Source organism: Chryseobacterium sp. OV279, from assembly GCF_900128945.1.
Lineage (GTDB): Bacteria > Bacteroidota > Bacteroidia > Flavobacteriales > Weeksellaceae > Chryseobacterium.
In genome coordinates this window covers 85,835-110,613 of the sequence record NZ_FQUD01000002.1, presented here as the reverse complement: position 1 = coordinate 110,613, position 24,779 = coordinate 85,835, and the positions used below count along the sequence as shown (strand labels likewise).

The window sequence follows — 24,779 nt, the reverse complement described above, 5'->3', positions numbered from 1 at the left end:
TTGAAAATTTTCCTTTCTGATGATCAAGATTTGTTTTTAATATTCAATTTGTTTTAAATCAAACTGAGTAATAAACTGATAATTATTTTTCACTTCTTCTTTCATCAAGGCAGATGCATTGACAATAACTCCTGTTTTCTTATCAATCATTCTTCTGATCCGATAATCATAATTATATTCAGTAAAACCATATTCTATAATAGGTTTATAAAATTTATTGTACTGATCTTCCAACACAGAATGATCAATTTTATCCTTTAACAAAGTTCCCACTGTTCTGTATTCTACAAAATAATCATCTTCCTTTATAATGGAATGCTGTAGTTCGAGTTCAACCGGAATATTAACGAATATCTGGGAGTTAAATTTTAAAATATCATTTTTCTTTCTCTTTTTATGGGCATCGTAGTCATTAAATAATACATGGTATAGAAGTGATTTATCATAGGTCTTCCTTAAATTCGCTTCACTCTCAAACTCTAATCCGCCTCCTTTAATGATGTCCTCTGCAGCCTTGGAATTGATTTTTTCCACCTGTCTATAAAATTCTGAAGAGGCTAATTTTGGCTTAAAACGCTCCCATTTTTCTTTAATCTCAGAAAAGTTGGCAACCTCTTTTATGGTATTGTCTTTATTTAAATCGAAAATAACGTTTTCCTTATCAAACTCAAGCTCCTTTACAGCTTTTATTGCCAGAGACAGGTTTTCAGGATTTATTTTATACAGATATTCCTTAAGCTTTATCTTAGCTCTCCCCTCCAACAGGTTTCTTTCGACAGTATATTCTTTCTTTGTATTACAATGGAACGATATTCTGTCTTCTAATTTTGTTGTGTTAAACTGTTCGCACCTGTATCTCACCTTTTGCTCATACTCTCTTGCTTCCGCATCTGCCAAAGCCTTCTCTTTTTCCTCGTCACTTTTTTCTTCTAAAAACAGATATTGTAAATGAATGGGAAGTTTATTTCCAATAATAAAATTGGTTGTTCCACAATGAAGATTATGGAAATCTATTACTTCTCCAACAGTCAATTTATTGCTTTCTGCAATAGATTCCAGTGTATCTCCTCTTCGTATTTCGTATTTTGTAAATCCCATTCTTAATTTATATCTACTGAATCTCCGGTAACAGTTGTAGTGCCTTTGAATATTGCTTTCGCCGAACCTGATCCTTTGATCTCCACTTCAGTACTTGTTATAGTAATTTTCGTTTCCGTAATGATAATTTCACTGCTTCCCACTTTCAGTTTTACCTGTTTTATTCCGGTAAGGTCAATGGTTCCGGTATTGTCCATAGTGAATACACTGTTTTCTCCCCCTACAGCTACTTTATGCTTATTCCCTACATCGGCAATATGTTCACAGCCTACTTCCAGCTTCTTATTGTTTCCTACCTTATCTGTTTTATTGTTTCCAACGGTTTTGGTACTATCATTATTTGCATTATGAATGACATTTCCAGCTCCATCAAAAAACATATTCGCCCCTCCTTGATCCTTAAGGTTCATAGATCCGGCTCCGTTATCATATTTAAGTTCTGCGCCGCTTCTGCCGCTAAAACTCATCACATTATTCCCGGCACCGCCACCAGCCCCAATATTTCCATGGAACATGCCTCCCATCACAAAAGGACGGTCGGGATGTTGGTGAACAAAATTGATGATCACCTGATCTTCCACTTCGGGAACTGACATAAAACCACGGTTTTTATTGACTTTATCGCTGCTTCCGGCATCAGGAGACATCACACGGATAAATTCTGTGGTATCCTGTCCGCTCTGCCAGTCAAACTGCACTTTCACTCTTCCCTGATTCAAAGGGTCTGTATTGGAAACAACTTTGGCGAATTGAGCCTCTGCTTTTGGGTTTTCAAACTCCCGACGTGGAATAAATCCAGTATCTGCTGCAATAGCTTCAAAAGTTCCGTCGTAATAACCTCTTGCATCTACCTCATGGGTAACGCCAATGATCATTAATTTGGTAAAATAAGACGTATCGTTGGTATCTGCTTTACGCATCTCGATGTCTGCGGTACATCCCGGATACAGAAATGGAACCGTTGTAGATCCTGAGGTGATGAAAACCTCTGATGCCTTACTTCCCGCTGTTCCTTTCTGAGAAGCATCGATATCCATAAAGGATGTTGCCTTGATAGGCGCCACTCTCAAAGAAGGGGTTTTAAAGGTTTTTTCTGATATGTCATAAGCCCGTTTCGCAATATCAGACGTATGACTGATTTTTGAATTTCCGGTGATCAGCTTCTCATTTTTACTGCTGTTGTAGCCATAAAAACTAGGACTGACATGCTGAGCTTTCATTTTAATGGCAATATCGCTTACACTACTACCATACGTAAGTTTAACAGGTTTTTCCTGTGGCGGAAGCTTTCCGAAATGCAACACTTCACCGTCATAATAAAACTGCTCACCATAGGCTTCAGCAATTCTCGCCAGATAGTTATAGTGGGTTTCTTCGTATTGAGAACTGTAAGGAACATTTCCATGCTGGGCATCTACCCGGAAATCGAACTTATTCTGTCCTAAACCTTCTCTTATCACATGATCCGCAATGCTGTTCAAGCTTACCTCCTGTCCGCCTCCGAAGCTTTGAATATGAGGTGCCGCATCCAACAGAACTGTCGGACTGAAGCCTGTAAGAACGATATTTCCCAGGTTTCCTTTTTCCTGACTGAATCCTACTTCTGTAATGACGCCCACAAAATTCCGTTCAGGTCCCTGTTCAATATCTTTATATTTAAATACGACTGTAATTCTCTTTCCTAAAAAGTTCTGTGCTTCCTGAAGATTATGATTTTCTGCACTACCCAAACTGTCGTGAGGAAGTGTCAAACTGAATTCATGGTGTCTGGAAGCGCTCTGTACGAGCTTAAAGTGCTTAAAATGATTAATCACCTGACCTTCTATCACAACATCAAGCTTCACCACACGGTTAATTCCGGCGATAATGCTTTCGGGAATAGCCTGGGCATTGTGTATTTTTGAAGTAGGCTGTTTTGACCATACTTTGCTTTCAGTAACGGAAGGATTATTCGGAACCAAAGTCTGGTTCATGAACATTCCAGAGCTCTGTGCTGCTCCCGAATATATTTCCTGTGCTTTTTTTGCTGATTTTTTTACGGCCTCGTCAGCTTTCTGAAGTTTGTCTTCTACTTTCTGGACAGCAATATCTTCAGCATTCTTCACCTGTTGTGTTACCGCTGTATCTTTGATACTGCTTTTCGGGCCTTTTACTTTTATCGATTGATCATCCTTAAACATAGTGTGTGTTTTTTTTGCTTAAACTATATAGTAATTTTGAATAACTTCCGGAAGCATACAGCACTGGAAGGCAGTTTCTCCGTTCTTATATGAATTAACTTTTGATATAAGAACTTCGCCGGCATCAGTATTTTGGATATAATACTCCAAAAACGGCAAAAACAGAATAGCATATTCTTACGAATACACTATCCTGCACCAATTTATTTTTACTAAGATGATTGTTCAAATTAATGACCAGATGAAGGCCACATTCCTCTGTACTCAGAGTTACCAAGCGTAATAACCTCAGCACTGATTACGAAACTGATCAGCATACTGTTTTCGTCTACTGCATCGAAGTCTACTTCGTGCTGAATTACGTATCCGTTTTCCCACTTCAGAGTAGTCAGGGTACCTTCTTCATGAGACTTGTTGAAAGTGACTTCACCTGTTGTAGGCTTGTACTTTCCGTTCAATAAGCTTTCTAAGATGTCAGATTTTTCAGTAGCTTCTACTGTTACTTTGATCAGTGCATTGGAAGGATCTGATGCTACACGTCCTGATACATCTGTAGATCTTGAAACGCTGTAGTTAAGCTTTAATAATTTTTGCTCTTCTCCTCCGTTGAATTTTAAGATTCCTCTTGAATTTGCTGCCATGATTTGTAAATTTTAACTGTTAATATTTTGTGATTTGGTGATTGATTACAGAGCAAATATATAACGACGTATTTTGAAAAAAAAGCTTTTGGATATAAATTTAAAAATTTGTAGTAATTCTACGATTTGATGTAGTAATTCTACGACAATAGATTTAAGCACACCATTTAATTAATTGAATTTAAAATAGTTAAAACAACACACAAAAACCTGTTTTACTTATTTTTTTACACTTAAAGGAGAAATATTAAGGATTTTTAAGACAAATTAAAGACAATTTATAGCCCTTAACCATGTCAAGATTTTGAACCTTGACATGGTTAAATAAAACAATACTAGGCATAAAAAAACCGCCATAAGAAGACGGTTATTACATTTTTCTACAGCAGTAGAACTTATTGCTGAGCTTTTCCTCCTTCTTTTATGGAACGGAAAAGAATTTTATTTTTTTTCAGCAGAAAATCCGGCATAAGATCGGTAGGAAGAAAAAGCTGACTTTCCCCTTTTTTCTGAAGTTCTTCCACAATTCCCGGATTCCAGGCAAGGATTTCATTCAGTTGTACATTCAGTTCACGGGCAATCACATCCAGATTAAATCCTGCATTGATTTCGGTTTCCTGAAGAGACACCCCGTTATTTCTATTTCCTCCCGCTTCTGTAAAGAAAACTTTATTCAGTCGTGAAGAATTATAATTGTTTAAAACACTTTCCAATTCACCGGTTGCATAGCACGCATTCAGGTATTTTTTTACATGATTGATGGTTTCTCCCGGAAGATATTGGGAAAAAACATGATACTGAGTAGAGTTCGCAGCCTGCATAGCTTTGGCAATATTTCCTTCACCACAGTTGTAAGCGGCTACAACGGTAATCCAGTCTCCGTATTTTTTATAAAGATTCGCCAGGGAAATTGCGGCGGTTTTAGTGCTTTTATATACATCGGTGCGTTCCTGTTCTGTAAGGCCGTACTGGTTGGCGTGCGCGGTCATAAACTGCCACATTCCCACTGCTCCGGCTCCTGAGGTAATATTTCTGTTAAAATGGGATTCTATTAAAGCCAGATTCCTCAAGTGTTTCGGTACACCCTTTTCTACCAATGCATGTTCGATGAACTCAACGACTTCTTTATTGCCATTGATGATGTTCTTGTATTTTCTCACGCTGGCTTCCGAAGTATCGGAGGCGGCGAGAAACTGTCCGTTCACCATGACAAAAGTCCCTGCGAGCATCAGTCCTGTAATGATATTTTTGAATACAGTTTTCATTTTAATTCCTTAATGGTTATCATAAAGAAAGCTGATCAGTTCATCAACCCACCAGCTTTCCATGTTTTATGGTTAATCTTCTACTTTCCAGCTCAACTTATCTTCTTCATTATTCCAGTCTACATGGATGGTCTGGCCGGATTTCACTTCTTCTCTTACGATCATTTTAGAAATCGGTCTTGCCAGCTGAGCGCGGATCACACCGGAAATCTGTCTTGCTCCGTACTTGCTGCTGAATCCTCCTAAGGCAAGATTTTTCACAGCCTCGTCTGAAATTTTCAAGGCCATTCCCAATCTCGTAAGTGAAGTATGAAGGGATTTAAGCTGGATATTGAAGATTCTTTCTGCAATAGATTCCGTGATCGGTGCAAAAGGAATAATCTCTGTAATCCTCGCTAAAAATTCTGGTCTGAATCTACCGGAATTGGACATGATCTGCATCAGTGAAGATGATTCCGGAACTTTTCCTTCTTCAAACTGTTTTACGATTTCTTCGCTTCCGATATTTGAAGTAAATAATATAATGGCATTACTGAAGTCTCCTTCTTTGCCCAGTTTATCATGTACTTTTCCTTCATCCATGATCTGTAAGAATACATCAAAAACAGAATGGTGGGCTTTTTCAATTTCATCAAATAAAACAACGGTATACGGCTGCTGTCTGATTTTATTCACCAACATTCCTCCTTCTTCATATCCTACATATCCCGGAGGCGCTCCGTACAATAATGCAGCGGAATGTTCTTCTTTGAATTCGGACATATCAAAACGAACCATCGCTTTCTCATCATTGAAAAGAAGCTCTGCCATAGATTTTGCCAGCTCGGTTTTCCCGGTTCCGGTAGGTCCCAGAAGGAAGAATGACCCGATAGGCTGTCCCGGTTTGTTCAATCCGCTTCGGTTTTCAACAATGGCATCTGAAAGAATTTTTAAGGCATGATCCTGCCCTACAACTCTGTTCAATAGCATAGATTCCATGTTCAGAAGCTTTTCTTTTTCCTGAGCCTGGATTTTCCCGATTGGAATATTGGTTTTTGCCGCCATCACTGCTGCCAGTTCCAGACGGTCTACTTTTTCTCTTTTTTTAGCGGCATGCTGTAAAAGCTCTACGTAAGTATCATCAATGATTTTATGGATCTGGTCCACCGGCATGGAATTGTCAATAACCGGCTGCTCGCTTAATGATCCCCAAAGAATCGGACTTATTTTATCTCTCAGCAGATTATAGTTCCAGATCAGTTCATTAGCCTGATCCTTAGTATCGGTAAATTCTTCTTTTAAAATGGTTTCATAGGTTTCTTTCCAGCTTGCGAGTTCTTTTTCTGAAAGTTCATCCAGCATTTTGATCGCGGCCATGGTTCTGTCTAACAAGTCAATGGCTGCATCCGGCAGTTTTTTACCTTTTGCATATCTTTTTGCTAAACGTACACATTCAGGAATAGAAGTTTTTTCCACTTCGATGCCGTGGTGTTTTTTATAGCCATCAAGAAGAACATCAATCATTTTTACACAAGTCTGCTCATCCGGTTCATTCACGGTTAAGACCTCGAAACGACGGTTGAAAGCCTGTTCCGGCTCGATGATTTTTCTGTATTCTTCCTGTGTGGTAGCTCCGATTACGGTAATCTCGCCTCTCGCCAGTTCAGGCTTAAGAAGATTGGCTACGTTTCCGATGCTTCCTTTCGGATCTAAAAGGGTATGAATTTCGTCAATGAAAAGAACTGCTTTTTCAATTTTCTTGCATTCATTGATGACTTTTTTCAAACGGTCTTCAATTTCACCTTTGTAAGAAGTTCCGGCTAATAATGCTCCTGTGTCCAGTTCAAGAAGGGTTGCATTTTTAAGCATTTCAGGAACATTTCCTTTGGTGATTTCGGTAGCAAAACCTTCCACCAGGGCTGTTTTTCCGACACCCGGTTCACCGATGATGATGACATTCGGTTTGCTTCTTCTGCAAAGGATTTCCACAAGCATCCTAAGCTCCTTATCTCTTCCTATAATATTTTCAAGATCTCCTTTTCTGGCCTGTGCCGTTCTGTCTACACAATAGCTTTTAATGGAAGGAAACGATGAATCTGTGAAATCTGATCCGTTAGAGAAAAGTGAAGCAAAATCACCATCTTCGGATACAGCGAAAGGGGTATCTTTTCTATATAAATTGAAAATTTCATGTTCTCTCAGCGGAAGTGATTTCAGCTGCTGCAGCGAAAAGACCACCTGAGGTTTTACAATAGCGGTAAGGATACAGATCGGGGTAATCTCATCCAGTCCCAGTTTCAGACGGATATCGTCTGCTTCTTCAGTAAGGGTATCTACAGCTTCATCCGCACGTACCTCATCCGGAAGATGGGCTGTTTTTGGATAGTCTTCAATGCGGACATCTGCCCACTCATAAAAATAGCCGGGATCTTTATCAATACTTTTCAGGAATTCATTAAGGCCGATATCTTTATGCATTAAGGCCTGTAAAATATGTGGCCCGCCGTAGGTTGCATTATAATTTTCCTTCGCTATCGACTGAGCAATATGAAATAGCTGCTTTACTGTCTCGTTGGTTACTAGTACTCCCATTTATAATTTTTCTAATATTAATATGTCTGTGTTCTTTTTAGTTTTTATCAGATGATTTGGTGTTATCTGTCAAAAGATACATTTGTACAAATATATCTTTTTTATACAAAATGAATGTAGGCTTAAAGATAGTTAATTCTTTGATTAGAGATGTAATAAGTTTTTTTGGTTGTGTTTTTATTTCAGCTTACCATTTTTCTATACGGGATTACCTTGGGATTATCTGTTTCTATTGTTTGGACACCTACCAAAACAATCTTTGCTTTCAATTTAAATACATCAGATAAAGTTCTTTAGGCAAAAAAGACTGCCTTTTAAGGGACAGTCTTTTTCTATGAATGTTGATGTGTAATAGTGTGTCTTAATTAGATGGCCATAATCCGTTAAATTCGGAGTTGCCGTAGTCAATAGTTTCTGCACTTACAACGAAACTGATCAGCATGCTGTTTTCGTCTATGGCATCGAAACTTACCTGATGCTGGACTACATAACCGTTTTTCCAGTTCAGAGTGATCAGTGTTCCTTCTTCATGAGATTTGTTAAAGGTTACTTCTCCAGTGGTAGGTTTATACTTTCCGTTCAGCAAACTTTCCAGAATGTCAGATTTTTCAGTAGCTTCAACTGTAATTTTAATCTGTGCATTGGAAGGATCTGATGCCACACGTCCTGAAACGTCTGTAGATCTGGATACACTGTAATTCAGTTTCAATAATTTCTGCCCTTCTCCGCCATTGAATTTTAAGATTCCTCTTGAATTTCCCGCCATGTTAGGTAAATTTTAACCGTTATTAATATTTTGTGATGTGGTGTGATTGTTTAACAAATATAGAACCCTTATTTCTATTCCAAAAGGATTTGAATAGAAATCTCATATTTTGTAGTAGTTCTACGATTTCTTGTAGTAATTCTACGACTATGGATTTAATAATCTTTCAAAAATATTATGGGAAGGGACTTTACAAGTATCTGTTTTTCAATGAAAACAAAGACATTTTACACTTCATTGAGAAATAGGTAGGATTTGGGAAGACGAGATGCGAGGTTTGGAGATACCGGGTTGAAGGATCAAAAATCTTTAGTGTTTAAGATTTTTTGGTAGTTATTAGGTTCGAGTTTGAGGGTTTGAGAGTAAGAGAGTTGTTAGTTGTTAGTTGCTGGTTCGAATCTCGGAACCCGGAACTCGCATCCCGAAACATATCTGAAATCTGATGTCTAAAATCTTGATTCTTGGCTCTTGTTTCTTAAATTCACGATTCACTTGCGAAGCAAAAATTCAGCATTAACACTTCCCCCCTCAATTTCAATCTTTAAAAGTCTAATGTCTGAAATCTGGTGTCTGATATCTAAAATCTTGGTTTCCGGTTCTTAAATCTTGACTCTATCTTCTCACAAACAAAAAAAAGCAGAAGTAAAAACTCCTGCTTTTGATATCATCAAATTAGTGATTGATTAATGCTTTGTGTATTCCGGCTCTTCAATAATCTGAGTGGTTGGCATAAAGTATTCATTTAGCCAATAGAATGTTTGTCCGTTCTGCTGGATTTTCACTGCAGGATTGTTTCTGTGGGAAAGCATTCTCTCTGCCAGTAATTTATAATCCTTGAAATACTTTCTTACCGTTTCTTTTAAAACGATTTTCGATTTCTTCCAGCCTTTAAGCTTGTATTTTGACATCAGCTCTTCTTCAGAATTATCAAACCCTGTACTTAATCCTACTGCATAAGACATTGGTTTCTCATACAGTTCAGATTTATCAAGGAATGTTAAAGTAGGATTATACTTTTTAAGAATCCTGATATACTCTTTAATTGCTGTAGCCTGGTTAAAGTCTGCTCTTTCAGGTTGCGTCTTAAGATGAACTTCTGTGTAGAAATTCTTCAGGTTGTCATACTCTGTTTCAGAAATAAGAATCCCTTTCTCAATATTCGGTTTAACCTCTTTCAACTCTTTAGGGATATATCCTTTTACCAGGAATGGATTTCCGTAGTTGATCAGCTGCGCTGCAATTCCTGCAGGAACCGGATTGGTAAGACCAGGGAACAGATATTTGTATTTCAGGTCTACATCTGTTCTTCCCGCTCCTACTGAAGAATGGAAATATTCATTAAGCGATTTGTCAATCGTTTGATTGTCCAGAGTAACCTGTGCAATAAGACTGTCTACTGATTTTTTCAGGTAACCAGGTGTTGCAACGTCACCTTTTTTAGGGAAAATTACAAATCCCTGAGACATACTCTGTTTTGGATAATCAAGGGAGAAGAATCCTGCGTCACCTTCTATAAGGCTAAAGTTATTTTTAGTAAGAACATCGTTTTGGTTGATGATCTTCTGTTTTTTAAGTTCAGCAATGTTTTTTGCGGTGTTGGTCACTACATTTTCAGCCATCAATACAAAATCATTGTACGTATCGGCTGATCTTGCACTGGTTTGGAACATGATCAGTCTGGCCTGTGCCTGTGTAAGGGAACTGATTACGCTATACATATTTCCACTCTGGTTGGCAGAGGTCCCTACAGTAACTACAATATTGGTTTCGTCCGGAACGTTTGAAAGAAGGTTTCCTGCGGCAGTAAGCGCTTCTCCTACCGGCTGGTATCCGCTATTGCTCGCACAGTTCATTTCATTGGTTCTGTCGGTAATAAATGTGGTGATTTTACTGTAATCCCTGTTTAAATTGGAAACCAGAACATTTTCTCCGCATGGATTATTTTTATACAATACAACACCATATTTGACGTCATTGAAATAAGACGGCTTTTCGAATCTAAGCTGCAAATCCTGAAGCAAAGATTTTACGATAGGGGCATAAGGTGTATTGGGAGCACTTACATCCAGGGCGAAAACGATGTTGATATTTTTATTTCTTTCCGTAATTTCCCTGTAACGGTCAAAATAAATTTCCTCACCCAGAACATTGAAAATATAGTTTTTGCTGTAGTCTAAGATGTTGGTAAAATATTTTGTTTTGGAATCCGGTGTGGGAGCCTCATTCAAAGCAAGGCTTACAGGATAGATGTTCTCGAGAGGTGTTCTCTTGTGGGTATCCGTAAGAAGAATAGCTGTTCTGCTTTCTGAATCTGCTGCCCCTGGATATCCTTCATGGATTCCTAAAGAAGACTCGGTAACTTTTGTGTCATTTTTCACTTTTATTGCAGAACGTTCACCCCAAGCAGAGATCACATTGGAATCTACCCACCCGTAAAGACTGGTGCTGATACTGTCCATATCAATGGAAGGTTTTTTACCTACCAGAAAACGTTTATTATTTTCCGCCTGTTTGTAGACGTACACCATCTGGCCGTTTGGAATTTTGACATTGGCAGCCTCTATAAGACTTGGTGAGTTGAACACCATGATAGAGTCATTTTTGTAATATCTTTCTGCGCTTCGGATGACTTCACTGTTATTCGGAACTACGGCTACCCTTACCGGATATCCCGTCTTTTCACTTTTTAAAGAACTGTTCCATAAAAGAAGTTCAGATTCCGGAATCCACCCGTAGGTTTTAATAGATTTAGACGAAATTTTTTTCATTAAAGCATCCGGAATATATTCCGCTACTTTCACCATTCCGTCTCTATTTTTAAGAACCATTAAAGGCTCAAGGAACTTCACTTCTTTGTATGACTTTTCGTCGCTTTTATCGAGATAGGCCGTATTTCTTGACCGGTCTGAGATCACGATCCAGGGAGTGGCTTTTTTCGGGTATCCGTTCACTACCGGAGAATTGTCTACCTGTCCGTATTTTGATGGCTCTGGCGTTCTTTTAGACGGCAGCTTCACCTGACAGCTCGTTATTAATACCGATAATCCTATGTAATATGCTGCTAGAGGAAATTTATTTTTCATCCTATTTTATTTTAATGATTGGTGTGTCCGGAAATCCGGATCCTATTATTTGCTTTGGTTGATGTCAACTTTTGTTACACAGCTCTGCCTGTCGTCAAAGTTTACTTTTACACTCTGGATTACTACGTTTTTATCAAACTGAAGTCCCGCACAGTACATGTAGAAATTATTGGCTTTACTGTCGCTTACTTTTACCACTGTATTTTCATTGTTACACAGATACTTATTCAACAGGTAGTTGTAATGCACATTAAAACTGTTCCCGTTGGCAATCTGCTGCAGGTGGTATTTGAAATCGTCGTCAATCAATTTATAAGAATCTTCTACAGGTACCTCCTCCTCTTCTAAAGAATTATAGGCAGGAATGATTCTGATGGTGTGATAAATAGGCTCCTCGCTTTCCTCTGTGAACAATGTCACACGGTATTCCCCAGGTTTTTTGTAGGAATAGAAGGCCAGCTTTTCTTTAGAATCTGTATCTCCTGTTTCTCCGAATTTCCATGCAAAACGTGTTGCATCTGAAACAGCACGGAACTGTACATTTTCATATTGTCTGGCTTCTGACTGAGCTTCGATCAGCGTAATGTTCTTTATCGAATCTTTTACCTTCTGCGGCCTTGAGGATACCATTACCGGGAAGGTTTTGGTATACTTGTTATCGATGATCAGACTTATCAGATAATACCCCGGTTTGTTGTAAAAGTGGATCCCTGTGCTTTTGTCAGAGGTTGTACCGTCTCCAAAATTCCACCTTTTGGTTTTAGCAAACTGGGTTTTGTCCTCAAATAACAGGGTGTCTCCTACTGATAGTGAGGTGGGGTTTACGATTCCTACAATATCATCGGCAGAATGGATGACTTTTTTCTGCAGCCATAACGCAACGAGGGCCGCGATGAGCAGCGTTGCGATAACACCGATGATAATGTTCTTTTTGTTTTTTTGAAAATAATTCATAGTTAAGTGATTGTGATGTGTTTTATTCCTTTAATGCTTATTTCTTTGATTATTGAGTTCTTTCCCTTCTGGCATTTTCTCTTTCATTAATATAGCTCTGCTTATTTTTAAAACCAATTCTGCAATCTTCAACCTCCTTTTCAAATCTTTTTACATCTTCTGTGGTTGTAGAAATAATCTTTTTGTCGTCAAAATACATTTTGTAGAATTTCGCGATTTGCGGATAGGCATCCTTACGGATATCTACAACATCATTACCACGAAAATAACTAGCAAGACCATTGATATCACTGATGATATTATCTTCCACAAAAGGCTCCGGAGATTTATCTCTGATTCTGCTGATTCTTATATAGGCACTGTCCATCAGAGGCTGTAAGAGCTTCTGTTGGCTTTCGAACGCTTTTTTCTGTTCAATACTCTCAATTCCTCTGACATCTTCGTCTGAAAATGGGGATTCAAATCCTTTTAAAAAGATGACCCCAAGGAATATGATAGCGGCTAAAAGCATCAGTATTAAATAAAGAAACTGATAATGCCTTTCTTTTTTGGATAATGTAATATGTCCCTGCATAAGTTTTCTTTTTTTCTTAATTATCTTCCTTTAGGCCCTGTAAAATGTCTTGTAGGATCCTTTTTAAGTTCCTTATTGGCATTTTTCATTTTCTGTGAACAATCATCAAGATCTCTGACAATCATCTTTTTATTGTATTCAACTTCAAGAATATTGCTCTTTAAACTCAGCATTGGTCCTATCTGCTTCATCAGAACCGCATAATGTTTAAAATTATCGGCACTGTCTTTGCCCATAGCATTTCTTGCGTCCGCCACATCATCCATAATGCTGGTTTTAAGGAAGGCTTCACTTTTTACCTGCCCTTGATTAAGCTGATTCATTTTCTCATAGATATTTTCTACATGATCTCTAAGAACGTCACCACGGCGCATCAGTTCTTTATAAGCCTCTGCTTCTCTGGTGATTCCTTCTCGTTGTATGCTGTAGCTTTTAAAAAAGAGAAATAAACACAGAAAAGATACTACCGACAGAATGGCGAAAGATAGAATAAACTTCCAAATGCCTACCCTGACGTCAGATTTGTTTAATTTTTTTTCCCTGTTAGAAGACATATATTTGCGATTTGTTTGGCCTGTGAAAATATAAAAAAAAAATTTTATGTACAATACGTATTTTCCCCATGTGGTTTTCGGGAAAACCCTAATTAACCTAAGTTTAATTTCCACTTTCATAAGTTTTTCCTAAATTAGGCCTCTGAATTTTAAATATCTTATACCAAATCGATATTAAAAGTGAGTAAATTATTATCAAACACAGTAAGGTTTTCTATAGCTGACAGTGACTTCTACTTTAAGAAGATCATGATTAAAACGCTCATGGAAAATCCCTTCTATATGCTTCTGAATGACTGTAACAACGGCCATGAGCTTGTGAACAGGATTTACAGGAGACAGGAAGACGTGTTTATCATAGAACTGTTTATGCCCGTCTTAAGCGGTATAGAAGCCATTAAATACATCCGCAAAAACAATACGGAAACGCCTATCGTTACTTATTCCAGTACCTATCAGGAAGATATGGCCGAAATCCTTTCGAAAATCCCCAACGTTTATTACTGCGAAAAAAAGAGCACAATCATCAAAGATCTCATCAAAGGCAGCATTGCTTCAGATAGCTTCGATTATGAGAAATATTCCAAGGAGTGGGAGCAGCAGCCACTTGCTGTGCAAAACTATATGGAAAGGCAGAAAAAGGGCCAGGAAGAGCTCAATCCTACCGAAATCCAGCTGATGAAATTCTGCTACGAAGGTTACAGCAACAAAGAAATTGCAGAAAAACTGAACCTCAGTACACGTACCATCGACACGTATATCAACAGGTTGACGGAAAAACTGGGACTTAAAACAAAACTGCATCTCATCAGGTTCTGCGTAGAAAACGGCTACTACAATTCCAGCATGTAGAGAGATTTAATGTAATATTAATATGGGGTAAACAAGAAAACTCCAACTCTTTAAACAAAAATATTTTGCCACTAATTTGCTAGTATTCAATTTTTTTAACTAAATTTGCACACCTAAAATTTAAAATTAAAAAAGGAAATGACAAAGGCAGAATTGGTAAACACCATCTCAAATAAGTTGGGAACAGAAAAGAATGAAACACAGAAAGTTGTAGAAGCTTTTATGCAGGAGATCAGGACTTCTATGTATAATGGGGATAACGTTTATCTGAGAGGTTTTGGATCTTTTATCATTAAAACAAGAGCTGCTAAAACAGGAAGAAATATTTCTAAGAACACTGCAATTGAGATTCCTGCTCATAACATTCCTGCTTTCAAACCTTCAAAATCTTTTGTAGAGAAAGTAAAAACTAAAGTCGCAGTAAAATAAAACATTAACTGAATATTAACTAGTTACTAAAAAATTAAAATTATGCCAAGCGGAAAGAAAAGAAAAAGACACAAGGTTGCAACTCACAAGAGAAAGAAAAGAAGAAGAGCGAACAGACATAAGAAAAAATAATCTCTTTTTCTCGAGATTTACAATATAATAATATAGTTGGTGTTTTTAATTATTTAAACTTCACCGACTATATTTTTGTTTGCAACTATAAGATTCCGGGGCAAACATGGGCTTTTGCAGATATTTTTAAAAAGATAGAGCATTTTCATTCAAAATTCTTATATTTAATATTATTTATTTGCTAAAAAATACGCCAGTTCCCTATAATCTTAATAATTTTTATCTTATAACAAAATGAAGAAAGAACTAATAGTTTCGCATGAAGATGATCTTACAAAGATTGCACTGCTGGAAGACGGAAGACTATGTGAACTTCATGAGCAAGAGGACAAAAGCGAATTTATAGTTGGAGATCTGTTTGTAGGAAGAGTAAAAAAACTGGCCCCTAACCTGAATGCAGCATTCGTAAATATCGGGTACGATAAGGATGCTTTCCTGCATTATCAGGATCTGGGACCACAGTATCTTACCTACAGAAAGTTTTTAAAAGACACTATTTCTAAAAAACAGAGCACTTCAAGCTTAAAAAATTTCGAGATACAACCCGAAATAGACAAAAACGGAACCGTAGATAAAGTCATTGCCAAAGACGATCTCGTTCTGCTTCAGATCACCAAAGAACCCATTTCTACAAAAGGTCCCAGGATCTCTACCCAGGTTTCTTTGACAGGCCGTTTTCTGGTCCTGATCCCTTTCGACAACAAAGTTTCCATTTCCAAAAAAATCAGAACCACTGAGGAAAAAGAAAGACTGAAAACCCTTATCGACAGCATCAAACCAGAAGGTTTTGGCGTCATCATAAGAACAGTAGCGGAAGGAAAAAAAGTAGCAGACCTTCACAATGATATGAATCAGCTGATCCAGAAATGGGAAACTACATTCAAAAACATTCAGAAAAGTAAGGTTCCGGCCAGAGTTTTAAGCGAAGAAGACAAAGCTTCAGCTATTTTAAGGGACAATTTCAACCAGGATTTCGTAAGCATCATCTGTGACGATGAGCAAATGGTAGACGAAATGACCAACTATGTAGAGGTCATAGCCCCTGAAAAAAAGAATATTGTTCAGTTTTACAATTCCCACATTCCTCTTCTCGAATATTACAACGTTGAAAAACAGCTCAAACAGAGTTTTGGTAAACACGTTAATATTCCAAGTTCAAAAGGTGCCTATCTCGTTATTGAACACACAGAAGCTCTTCACGTCGTTGACGTCAACTCCGGAAACAATATCACTACCGGAACCGCCGTAAACAAAGAACACGCTCTGAAAGTGAACAAAATGGCAGCCACCGAAATCGCCAGACAGCTTCGTCTCCGGGATATGGGAGGCATCATTGTAATCGACTTCATCGATATGCAGAATCCCGACCACAGAAGGGATCTCTACGAACACCTGAAAGAAGAAATGAAGCGCGACAAAGCCCGCCACAAAATTCTTCCTCCGAGCAAGTTTGGACTGATTCAGATCACCAGACAAAGAAACCGCCCGGAAAAACAGATTGAAACCAAAGAAGAAAACCCGAACAAAGACGGAGAAATCACAGCTCCGATCGTAATCGTGGAAAGAATGGGTGAAACTCTCAGAAGCATCCTGCAGAAAGAGAAAGGAAAGATTTTCCTGCATGTACACCCTTTCGTGGAAGCCTACCTTACCAAAGGCATCAAAAGTATCCAGATGAAATGGTTCATTAAATACAAAAAATGGGTAACCATCATCCCAAGAGATTCTTTTAAATATTTAGAATATAAAATTTACAATTCGAAGAAAGAAGAATTGATAGAATTTTCTAATTAAGACAAAATTTAAACCTCCGGCTCTATGCTGGAGGTTTTTTGTTATATTTGCAATCTTAAAACACACGTACACAATGACAAAAAAATTATTTCTTGTACTGCTTCTTGCGGCACAGGCTGCTTTTGGGCAAATTCTATCATACGACAATTCTTTTGCTTCAAACGGAAAATATACTCTCACAAGTGCTAATTACTATGAGACAAGAATTGTTCAAAATTCAGATAACAGCATTTATTTTACTTACGCAAAAGACAATCCCTCGCTGGCAGGCCCTGAATGTGCTATATCTAAACTTAATGCTAACGGAACAGTTGATACTTCTTTCGGAAATAACGGAGAGACAATAATTAGTAATTATTTCAGTGCCGTACAAAGTGAGCTAAAAAAACAAACAGACGGTAAAATTCTCGTCATGTGTTTTTATACTAATGGATCTGCTATTGTGAGATTACTTCCAAACGGACTACTCGATACAACATTTGGAATAAATGGAATTGCTAAAATTGAAAACATCGGAACAGATTTCAACAGTGTAGGTTATGGCTTTTATCTTCAAAATGATAAAATAATAGTTTACGGACAAGCAACATCCGATGCTGGACCATATATTCATTATAAAAGCATTTACCGATTAAACAGCAACGGAAGTATTGACACCACTTTTGGAAATAATGGTTCTTTCAATACTCCTGGAAATTTTATATTCTTAGATAATCAATCCAACATTATTAGCTTTATCAGCAATCACAATAATACAAACGCATATACGTATGGTGCTTTAGAAAAATATGACAATAACGGACAAGCTCTTACGAGTTTCGGAAATAATGGTATTTTAGCTTTTACATCAGATCCGGGAGGTGCTGGTTCTGCTTTTATGGATAGTAATAACAATATTGTATGTTCAAATATAAATAATGAAATCTTTAGAATAAAACCCAACGGAGATCACGATAATACTTTTGTGTTTGATAGCAATTCCTTCCCTTTCAACGTAATGGCATTATCGTCCATAATTACCGAAAAAAATGGGAATTATTATATTTCCGGATTAACCGGATCGATGGGTGAAACATTTTTTATTTCTAAAATTACATCAACCGGAGCTGTTGATCCTATCTTTAATTATTATTCTGAAACAACAGGAACACCAAATTTTATTGGTGAAATGATTATTAACGACAATAGTATTATTACTACAAAAGGCGCAAATAATATTTTAAAATTTACGTTGAATACTTCTACATTATCTGTTTCAAATGATACAAAAACAAATATCTCCTCTATTTCATTTGAGAATCCTGTTAAACAAAACTTAGTTTTCAGCACAAAAGAAAAAGTAAGTAAAATAGAAATTTATTCTATTAATGGAAAAATTGTGAAAATTTTAAAAGATAACAATACCAATCTTTCAGAATTATTAAAAGGAACTTACCTCGCAAAAATCACATTCGAAAACGGAACAACAACTACAAAAAAACTTATAAAGAATTAATTTTAATTTATAAACTCTTTTTAACCATATGAAAAGGTATTTACTTAATTTTAGTAAATACCTTTTTTATTTTTCAACTTAAACAAAAAATTAAAGAATGAGCAAAGAACACCACTACAAAGCAACCATTCAATGGACAGGAAACAAAGGAACAGGCACCAGCAGCTACAGAAACTACGAAAGGAGCCATACCATCCATATTGAAAATAAAGCCGTTATTGATGGCTCTTCTGATCCCGCCTTCCGTGGAGATAAAACCAAACACAATCCGGAAGATATGTTTCTTTCTTCCCTTTCGTCCTGTCATATGCTCTGGTATCTGCATTTCTGTTCTGAAGAAGGTATTATTGTCACCGATTACACGGACGAAGCTACCGGAATTATGACTGAAACAGCTGATGGCAGTGGAAATTTCACATCAGTTACCTTACACCCTACGATCACTATTACGGAAGAATCCATGATTGAAAAAGCGAAAGAGCTGCATCATAAAGCAGGTCAGTTTTGTTTTATTGCCCGTTCGGTGAATTTTCCGGTGAAACATATCCCTACCGTGTTAGTTAAATAATTTTTATTTTAGATTAAATACCACCAAAACATCCACTAATACAACATCTTAACTATAATAACTCTAAAATTCATATCCAAAACTCCACAACAGGAGAATTATTTATCAAATAATCAATAAAATTTCAATTTTACAATCATTTATTGTATAAAAAATTACAATTAATTGTTATTTTTATGTAAAATGTAAAGTTTTTTTTATATTTTTATATAAACAAAACTAACCATGATGAAACCGAGATTAACCATTTTTGATGAGCCATTGCTATATACAGAAGGTTTATCAAAACTGCTCTCACAGAGCAAAATTTTTAACACGATTGACATTTGTAATTCTTATGAACCCTTATTTGAACAATTAAAAGAAGATCCTCCTGAAATCCTCGTCATAAGCTCCAATATGCTGATGCTTACCGATATTTTCAGACTAGTAGAAGACATTACCTCAAAAGACAAAAAAATCAAGATTATTGTCATAGGCAATAGTTATGATATGATTGACATCCGGAAGCTTTTTAACAAAGGAATAAAGAGCTATCTTGACAAAAACAGCAGATACGATGAATTCCTGAAATCCATCAATGCGCTGCTCTTGAATGAGATCTACATTTGTGACAACGCAAAAGAAAGAATGATCAACTTTATCAGCAGTGAGGAAGGAAAACCCAATCCTCACATCAAAGAACCTCTCACACGCAGAGAAATGGAGATCCTTAAACTGATTTGCGACGGCTTCAGCAGCAAAGATATTTCTGAAAAACTTTTTATCAGTATCAATACTGTAGAAACCCACCGCAAAAGAATTCTCCTCAAATTAAACGCAAAAAATTCCGTAGGAATTGTAAAATATGCCTTAGAAAACCACATTATTGATTGATGAAAACCATTTCGTTTCAGCTCCAAAAAAAATCCAAACCGAAGGTTTGGATTTTTTTTGGAGCTGAAACGAAGGCAATGGTGAATTTTGCTTCGTAAGTGAATAGTGAATCAGAAAATCTTTAGATACCAGATTCCAGACATCAGATTCCAGACATTGGTATTATAGTACTGGTGGCTTCGGGAACCTCAGCCACCAGATACCTGCCCTTCATTCAGTATTCCCAGATATATCAAGCTTAAAACTATTAAAGTATAATATTTAAATTACGAGTAACAGTCAACTGTCAACCAGCAACTCTCTTACTCTAAAACACTCAAACTCTCAAACTCAAACTACTCATAATCCGGCATTTCCCCGTTACTGAAGAGAGACGCTCTCGAAAGATCGGTCATGGTACTGTTGAGATCAATAGCCATTACATTTTTCTGAGAGATATTGTCGTTGGAGGTGTTCATAAAGATAATCTGGGCATTGTTTGGAGAGAACCTTGGATCAAGATCGTTGGTTCCTAGTGGTTTTTCGCTTTCAGCAGAAATGTCATATACGGTGTCAGTCGTTATATTATAGATGAAAATATGGGAATCGAGCTGGCGGTAATTGCCGCTGCCATCCAGGTATCCTGACAGATCTCTTGTGTATACAAGCATTTGTCCATCTACCGAGAAATTGAGTCCCCCTGAGGCTCCTGCTGATCCTGTCAGAATAGTTTTCAAAACATTTCCTGTCATATCAATGATGTAGATTTTTGTATTGTAACCATTAAAATCATTCGTTTTTACGGCGACTCTGCTGCCGTCGTAGCTCCAGTCACATTCGGAGATCATGCTGCCGTCCGGCGTTGTGTATACCAGTGTAAGGCCGCTTCCGTCTTTATTGATTCTGTATAATTTATTAAAATTGGAATAGAGAATTTCCTGGCCATTGGTGCTCCATGCAAAATCCATTTCATAATTATTAAAACCAGCTGCTGGTACTGTGGTCACTTTAAAAGGATTGGATCCGTCTGGGTTTACCGTGTAAATATGGGTACTTCCGCCTTCGGTCCGCAGAAATGCAATCAGTCCTGCATTGTTATTTTTTCTCGGCCTCCAGCTGTTGTAAGACGAATTGGTCAGTTGAAAACTGTTTCCCTGTCCGTCCGTAGACATGATGACGAAATTACCGTTCTGTTTCTGTACATAATGGTAACGGTTGGCCGGAACCGTATTGGTGGTAAATTTACTGACGGAACTTAAAACTGGCGGGTGAATGCCGTCCGAAACAGACACCTGCCAGAAGTAACTAACACCAAACTTCAAATTTGAAAGCGAATAATGCTTCACCGTCAAATCATTAACCTGAATCACATGAGTATCGAGGTTATTTTTAATTGTTAAACTATATTTTAAAACATCAGCCGTATCAGGATCTGTAGCAGTCCACGTCAGTTCGACGTTCAAAGGCTGGTTCACCGCATTGTCTACCGGACTTAGCAGCTGCGGTGCGGAAGGAGGAGAATTAAGTGATTCATCATCGTCCATTTCAAAAACCACGGTGACTACCTGGTTTTGGGTTTGCATATTAACACCCTGAAAAGTGGTAATATAGCCGGACAGTTCTGCTTTCACAGAATAATTTCCAAGCGGCATGGCAGCAATTTCGAATGTACCGTCTGTCCCGCTGAAAACCGTCTGTGTAGTGGGTGCTGTAAAAATTTTCACATTGGGAATAGGCACATTGGTCCCTCTTTTTACAACTTTTCCTTTCAATATTCCTGTCTGAGCCTGGTCTACAAGATCTTCGCTGCATGAAAACAGACAAAAAGTAAGGATGAATATGCTGAGTATTTTGATTAAAGTTTTCATAGTTCATGTTTTTATTTGTTTCCAAGGTAAAAATTGATTCCAAGTGCAAAGCGGAGTGCCTGGTCTTTTCTTTTTCCATTGACCAAACCTTCCCAGTTATCTTTAAAACCGATATCATACTGCGAGGAGGCCCGGATTGCGGTATTATTCCCGATCATATATTCCAGTCCGCCGCCAATCTGCCCCTTGTACTGAGGTTTGTATTTTGAAAACATAGCTCCCGCGCCGCCATAAACATAAGGACTGAATCTGTATTTTGGGAACAAAAGAAACTCCAGATTAAGCTCGGGAACTATATAGCTTCTTTTAATAATATTTTTATTCTCTAAAGTGAAATAACCAACGCTGGTTTCAATATTGAAATTGGGACTTACAAAGTATTTCATTCCCAGTTTTCCACCTGCATTCATTTTAGGATTTACGTAGTCATCTTTGATTTTCTGAGCTTCCACATTCGCAAAAACGGACATTTTCTGTCTGTAATTTTCCGGAAACTTATTACCAACCGTTCTGCCTACATTCTCTTCCTGTTCTTTGTTATAACCATTGATTAAAGACTGATAACCAGTTAAATTCTCAGATGCTTTTCCCCATATCTTATCCCTGATCCCTTCGACGATTAAGGATCTTACCGCTTTTTCGATGGCTTCGGTTACAGCAAGCTGCACCGGTTCATTTTGAGTAAGCCCTATTTCAGCTTCCAAAAGTCTTTCCGTATCAATATATCTGAAAAAGCTTCCGTTGACGCTGGTAGAAAGAATGGTTTTGGAAATATAAACGGTTTTTAGAATTTCACCGTTCAGCGTGGAAACAGCGCGCAGATAAATGGTGATTCTGTCCTGGCGGTATTGTGTAGAAGCGCCTATTCCGAAGTATCTCGCACCGAGGCCTCCGGTCATGACATTGCTGTCATAAGAGATCACGCCGCCTTCGAGAAGAATTCCTGCGTAAAGAAGTGGCGGAAGGGATTGGCTGTTTTTATCAGCTTCTTTATTGTATTCCTGTCTGGTGGACCGGATGATCTGTCTTTCGTTTAAAAGATTGGCGATATTTTCCCTTTCAATGGGGATAAACCACCGGCTGTCTTCCAGTGCTTTGATCAGAATGGTGGTAGTTCCCTGCGGAACAGCCGTACTCCAGTTGTTTCCGTTTTCAGACGGTTTATACTGGCCGGTCTGGTCTCTGAATTTGTAGACGCCGATGACGATTTTTTCTTTGGGAAGCGGAAGGTTTTTCAATTCCGCGGTAGAGGGAGTAAGCTCTCCCATAGTGGATCTTTCAGGATCGGAAGGAAGACCCAGTATCGAACTGCAGGCCTGCATTATGCACAGCAGGAACGTACAGAAAAAAATTCTGGTGTAAGTGTAAGTTCTCATGGTAAGTCTGGTTTTTAGTTATTTTTTATTTTGGAATGACGATCTCGGACTGATCACCTGAACTGGTATCCAAAATATTGATCAAAAGTCCCTGGGCTGTAGTGGTAATCTGCAGATAAAGCGAACCGAAAAGATAATTCCCGGGCTTCAGGCTGCCCTCCCCGAACTGATCTTCAAACAATTTTCTGGACAGCTCGCTCAGCACCTGCCTGTTGAGGCTCTGGCTGAAACTGTCTAGAGAATTAACGTTATCGAGCAAACTGCTGTAATCATCTTTTTCATCAAACTGATTTTGGGCATTTGCTGAACTTAAAAGCCACTGATAATTAAACGTATCTCCTCCGAATGCCGGATTGATGGGCTTATAAACGAGCTGCTGAGATTTTCCGGAGAAAATACCCGCAATAAAGGTCAAAATAATGATAAAAGTTTTCATGGCGGACGTTTTTAGTAGATGAATTCATTTTTAATGAGGTTTTTCTTTGCATTAAATTCTTTGATATATTTCAAGCTGGCTGCCAGCTGTTCTTTCAGGTAATCTTCGCTTGGGTTGGTCATAAAACTGTAAATCACTTTGTCATCAATCTGGATGTTGATCTGGCCACTGGTCCCGCGGAGAGGAAGTTCGGAAATGGTCACTGCACCACTGCTTTTATCAGGAATCTGGCTGTACTGCATATAAAAAAGATCATAAAAGTCTTTCCCGACCTTTGTTTTGGTTTCGTCAATGGTGAGCCCTTTCAATTCAAAGACGGCATCTTCTTCTACCTTGGCTGTTTTCTTTTTGAACAGATCGGTATTGATTTCAAGACTGTCTTTCGCGATCATTTTCTGGGTTTCCTCATCTTTTACGTAGAGGAAAGCTTTCAGCGCATCTTTCGGTTCAAGATTCACATTGATCTCAGATAAAACTTTTACTTCATTGGGATTGATCGAAAATTTACCACTTTGCTGATTATTGGAGAGATTGCCGGCATTTCCTTTTTTAATGGAAATCAAAAGATAATTCAGCTCTTTGTATACGGCAGTATTATTGGTAACAACGGCTTTGAGATTAATCTGATTTTCGAGGATGCTTTTTTCAATCCTTGCGTTCACTTTTTTATCTTCCTGCCCATCAACCGTCGCAGACAGGAAGATAAATAAAGTGCACAGATTTAAGGAATATAAAAATTTCATCATGTGTGTTTTAATAATTTCTCATGAAAATGGTTTTGTTGTCACCTTTTACACTGATCTGCATTCCGTCTGAGATGCTGTTGCTTCCGGTAATATCAATAATATTGTTATTTCCCTGAGCGGTAACGGCAGTTTTGGTTTCTTGATTTGTAAATGAATTAATGAAAAAAAGTGTATTGAAGTCTCCCAGTTGCTGAATGGCAATATTAGTTTTAGCATTAAGAGAAAGTTCCGCGCTATTGTTATCTCCTATCTGGAGAACGCTGGAGCCGTAAAGCCCCTGTTCTGTCTGCTGTCTTGCCATAAGATCAAGAACCGTACTGCTGTTGAGCTTATCCCAGTCTACCTGCTGTGCCTGCACAAACAGTCCTGCGAAAAGTGTAAAGGCACCCCACCCGAGTTTCAACATGGTCTTAATTTTTAATAAAGGTACATGAATAGAGTATTTGGAAAAACACACCCAGCAGGTACAAATATAAAATCACGGTTTCCGGGTATGTTTATCATTAAAAGCTTAAAAAAGGAGAAAACCGCAGCCTCTCCTT

21 protein-coding genes are annotated in these 24,779 nt (G+C 37.8%); 6 read left to right on the top strand and 15 right to left on the bottom strand.

Going from position 1 to position 24,779, the window contains the following annotated elements; all coding sequences use genetic code 11:
• Nucleotides 1-36: 36 nt before the first annotated feature.
• The 10 genes from BUA72_RS08500 to tssO all read right to left on the bottom strand — a co-directional run bounded on the left by BUA72_RS08500 (nt 37) and on the right by tssO (nt 13,686).
• Nucleotides 37-1,098, bottom strand: coding sequence for a LysM peptidoglycan-binding domain-containing protein (locus BUA72_RS08500; RefSeq protein WP_072922593.1), 1,062 nt, complete (start codon nt 1,096-1,098; stop codon nt 37-39).
• Nucleotides 1,099-1,100: 2 nt separating this feature from the next.
• Nucleotides 1,101-3,278: a type VI secretion system Vgr family protein gene (locus BUA72_RS08495; protein WP_072922592.1), complete on the bottom strand. Its 2,178-nt coding sequence runs from the start codon at nt 3,276-3,278 to the stop codon at nt 1,101-1,103.
• 230 nt (nt 3,279-3,508) lie between these two features.
• The gene (gene tssD, locus BUA72_RS08490; RefSeq protein WP_175548869.1) at nt 3,509-3,919 is read right to left on the bottom strand and encodes a type VI secretion system tube protein TssD; all 411 of its coding nucleotides are present in this window, start codon (nt 3,917-3,919) and stop codon (nt 3,509-3,511) included.
• Nucleotides 3,920-4,314: 395 nt separating this feature from the next.
• Complete coding sequence (locus BUA72_RS08485; protein WP_047455191.1) at nt 4,315-5,184, bottom strand: lytic transglycosylase domain-containing protein; 870 nt, start codon at nt 5,182-5,184, stop codon at nt 4,315-4,317.
• 72 nt (nt 5,185-5,256) lie between these two features.
• Nucleotides 5,257-7,755, bottom strand: a complete 2,499-nt coding sequence (locus tag BUA72_RS08480) for an ATP-dependent Clp protease ATP-binding subunit (protein WP_072922591.1) — start codon at nt 7,753-7,755, stop codon at nt 5,257-5,259.
• 361 nt (nt 7,756-8,116) lie between these two features.
• The gene (gene tssD, locus BUA72_RS08475; RefSeq protein ID WP_034728501.1) at nt 8,117-8,521 is read right to left on the bottom strand and encodes a type VI secretion system tube protein TssD; all 405 of its coding nucleotides are present in this window, start codon (nt 8,519-8,521) and stop codon (nt 8,117-8,119) included.
• Between the two features lie 683 nt (nt 8,522-9,204).
• The gene (tssR, locus tag BUA72_RS08470) at nt 9,205-11,604 is read right to left on the bottom strand and encodes a type VI secretion system protein TssR domain-containing protein (protein ID WP_047455187.1); all 2,400 of its coding nucleotides are present in this window, start codon (nt 11,602-11,604) and stop codon (nt 9,205-9,207) included.
• Between the two features lie 45 nt (nt 11,605-11,649).
• On the bottom strand, nt 11,650-12,558 hold the full coding sequence (locus BUA72_RS08465) for a PKD domain-containing protein (protein ID WP_047455184.1): 909 nt from the start codon (nt 12,556-12,558) through the stop codon (nt 11,650-11,652).
• Between the two features lie 49 nt (nt 12,559-12,607).
• Entirely contained in the window at nt 12,608-13,132 is a 525-nt protein-coding gene (locus tag BUA72_RS08460; protein WP_047455182.1) for a type VI secretion system transmembrane protein TssO, read from the bottom strand.
• Nucleotides 13,133-13,152: 20 nt separating this feature from the next.
• The gene (tssO, locus tag BUA72_RS08455) at nt 13,153-13,686 is read right to left on the bottom strand and encodes a type VI secretion system TssO (RefSeq protein ID WP_047455180.1); all 534 of its coding nucleotides are present in this window, start codon (nt 13,684-13,686) and stop codon (nt 13,153-13,155) included.
• A 264-nt stretch (nt 13,687-13,950) separates the two neighbouring features.
• Here tssO and BUA72_RS08450 point away from each other — a divergent pair, with 264 nt between their 5' ends.
• From BUA72_RS08450 to BUA72_RS08425, 6 genes are all read left to right on the top strand, one after another.
• Nucleotides 13,951-14,538, top strand: a complete 588-nt coding sequence (locus BUA72_RS08450) for a response regulator transcription factor (protein WP_262484398.1) — start codon at nt 13,951-13,953, stop codon at nt 14,536-14,538.
• A 138-nt stretch (nt 14,539-14,676) separates the two neighbouring features.
• Nucleotides 14,677-14,967, top strand: coding sequence for an HU family DNA-binding protein (locus tag BUA72_RS08445; RefSeq protein ID WP_002984212.1), 291 nt, complete (start codon nt 14,677-14,679; stop codon nt 14,965-14,967).
• A 366-nt stretch (nt 14,968-15,333) separates the two neighbouring features.
• Complete coding sequence (locus tag BUA72_RS08440) at nt 15,334-16,893, top strand: Rne/Rng family ribonuclease (protein ID WP_072922590.1); 1,560 nt, start codon at nt 15,334-15,336, stop codon at nt 16,891-16,893.
• A gap of 73 nt (nt 16,894-16,966) precedes the next feature.
• On the top strand, nt 16,967-18,388 hold the full coding sequence (locus BUA72_RS08435; RefSeq protein ID WP_072922589.1) for a T9SS type A sorting domain-containing protein: 1,422 nt from the start codon (nt 16,967-16,969) through the stop codon (nt 18,386-18,388).
• A 97-nt stretch (nt 18,389-18,485) separates the two neighbouring features.
• Nucleotides 18,486-18,956 (top strand): OsmC family protein, encoded by a 471-nt coding sequence (locus BUA72_RS08430; protein WP_072922588.1) that lies wholly within the window; start codon nt 18,486-18,488, stop codon nt 18,954-18,956.
• 225 nt (nt 18,957-19,181) lie between these two features.
• Nucleotides 19,182-19,832, top strand: a complete 651-nt coding sequence (locus BUA72_RS08425; RefSeq protein ID WP_228384056.1) for a response regulator transcription factor — start codon at nt 19,182-19,184, stop codon at nt 19,830-19,832.
• A 335-nt stretch (nt 19,833-20,167) separates the two neighbouring features.
• On the opposite strand, the gene BUA72_RS08420 is transcribed toward BUA72_RS08425, so the two are convergent.
• From BUA72_RS08420 to BUA72_RS08400, 5 genes are read right to left on the bottom strand one after another with little or no spacing between them, the layout of a single operon-like run.
• Nucleotides 20,168-21,679, bottom strand: coding sequence for a carboxypeptidase-like regulatory domain-containing protein (locus BUA72_RS08420; protein WP_072922587.1), 1,512 nt, complete (start codon nt 21,677-21,679; stop codon nt 20,168-20,170).
• An 11-nt stretch (nt 21,680-21,690) separates the two neighbouring features.
• The gene (locus tag BUA72_RS08415; RefSeq protein WP_072922586.1) at nt 21,691-23,055 is read right to left on the bottom strand and encodes a CsgG/HfaB family protein; all 1,365 of its coding nucleotides are present in this window, start codon (nt 23,053-23,055) and stop codon (nt 21,691-21,693) included.
• A 25-nt stretch (nt 23,056-23,080) separates the two neighbouring features.
• Nucleotides 23,081-23,491 (bottom strand): curli production assembly/transport component CsgF, encoded by a 411-nt coding sequence (locus tag BUA72_RS08410; RefSeq protein ID WP_034728526.1) that lies wholly within the window; start codon nt 23,489-23,491, stop codon nt 23,081-23,083.
• An 11-nt stretch (nt 23,492-23,502) separates the two neighbouring features.
• A complete protein-coding gene (locus BUA72_RS08405) occupies nt 23,503-24,237 on the bottom strand; it encodes a curli production assembly/transport protein CsgE (RefSeq protein ID WP_228407850.1) in 735 nt (244 codons plus the stop codon).
• 7 nt (nt 24,238-24,244) lie between these two features.
• On the bottom strand, nt 24,245-24,643 hold the full coding sequence (locus tag BUA72_RS08400) for a hypothetical protein (RefSeq protein ID WP_072922585.1): 399 nt from the start codon (nt 24,641-24,643) through the stop codon (nt 24,245-24,247).
• Nucleotides 24,644-24,779: the final 136 nt, after the last annotated feature.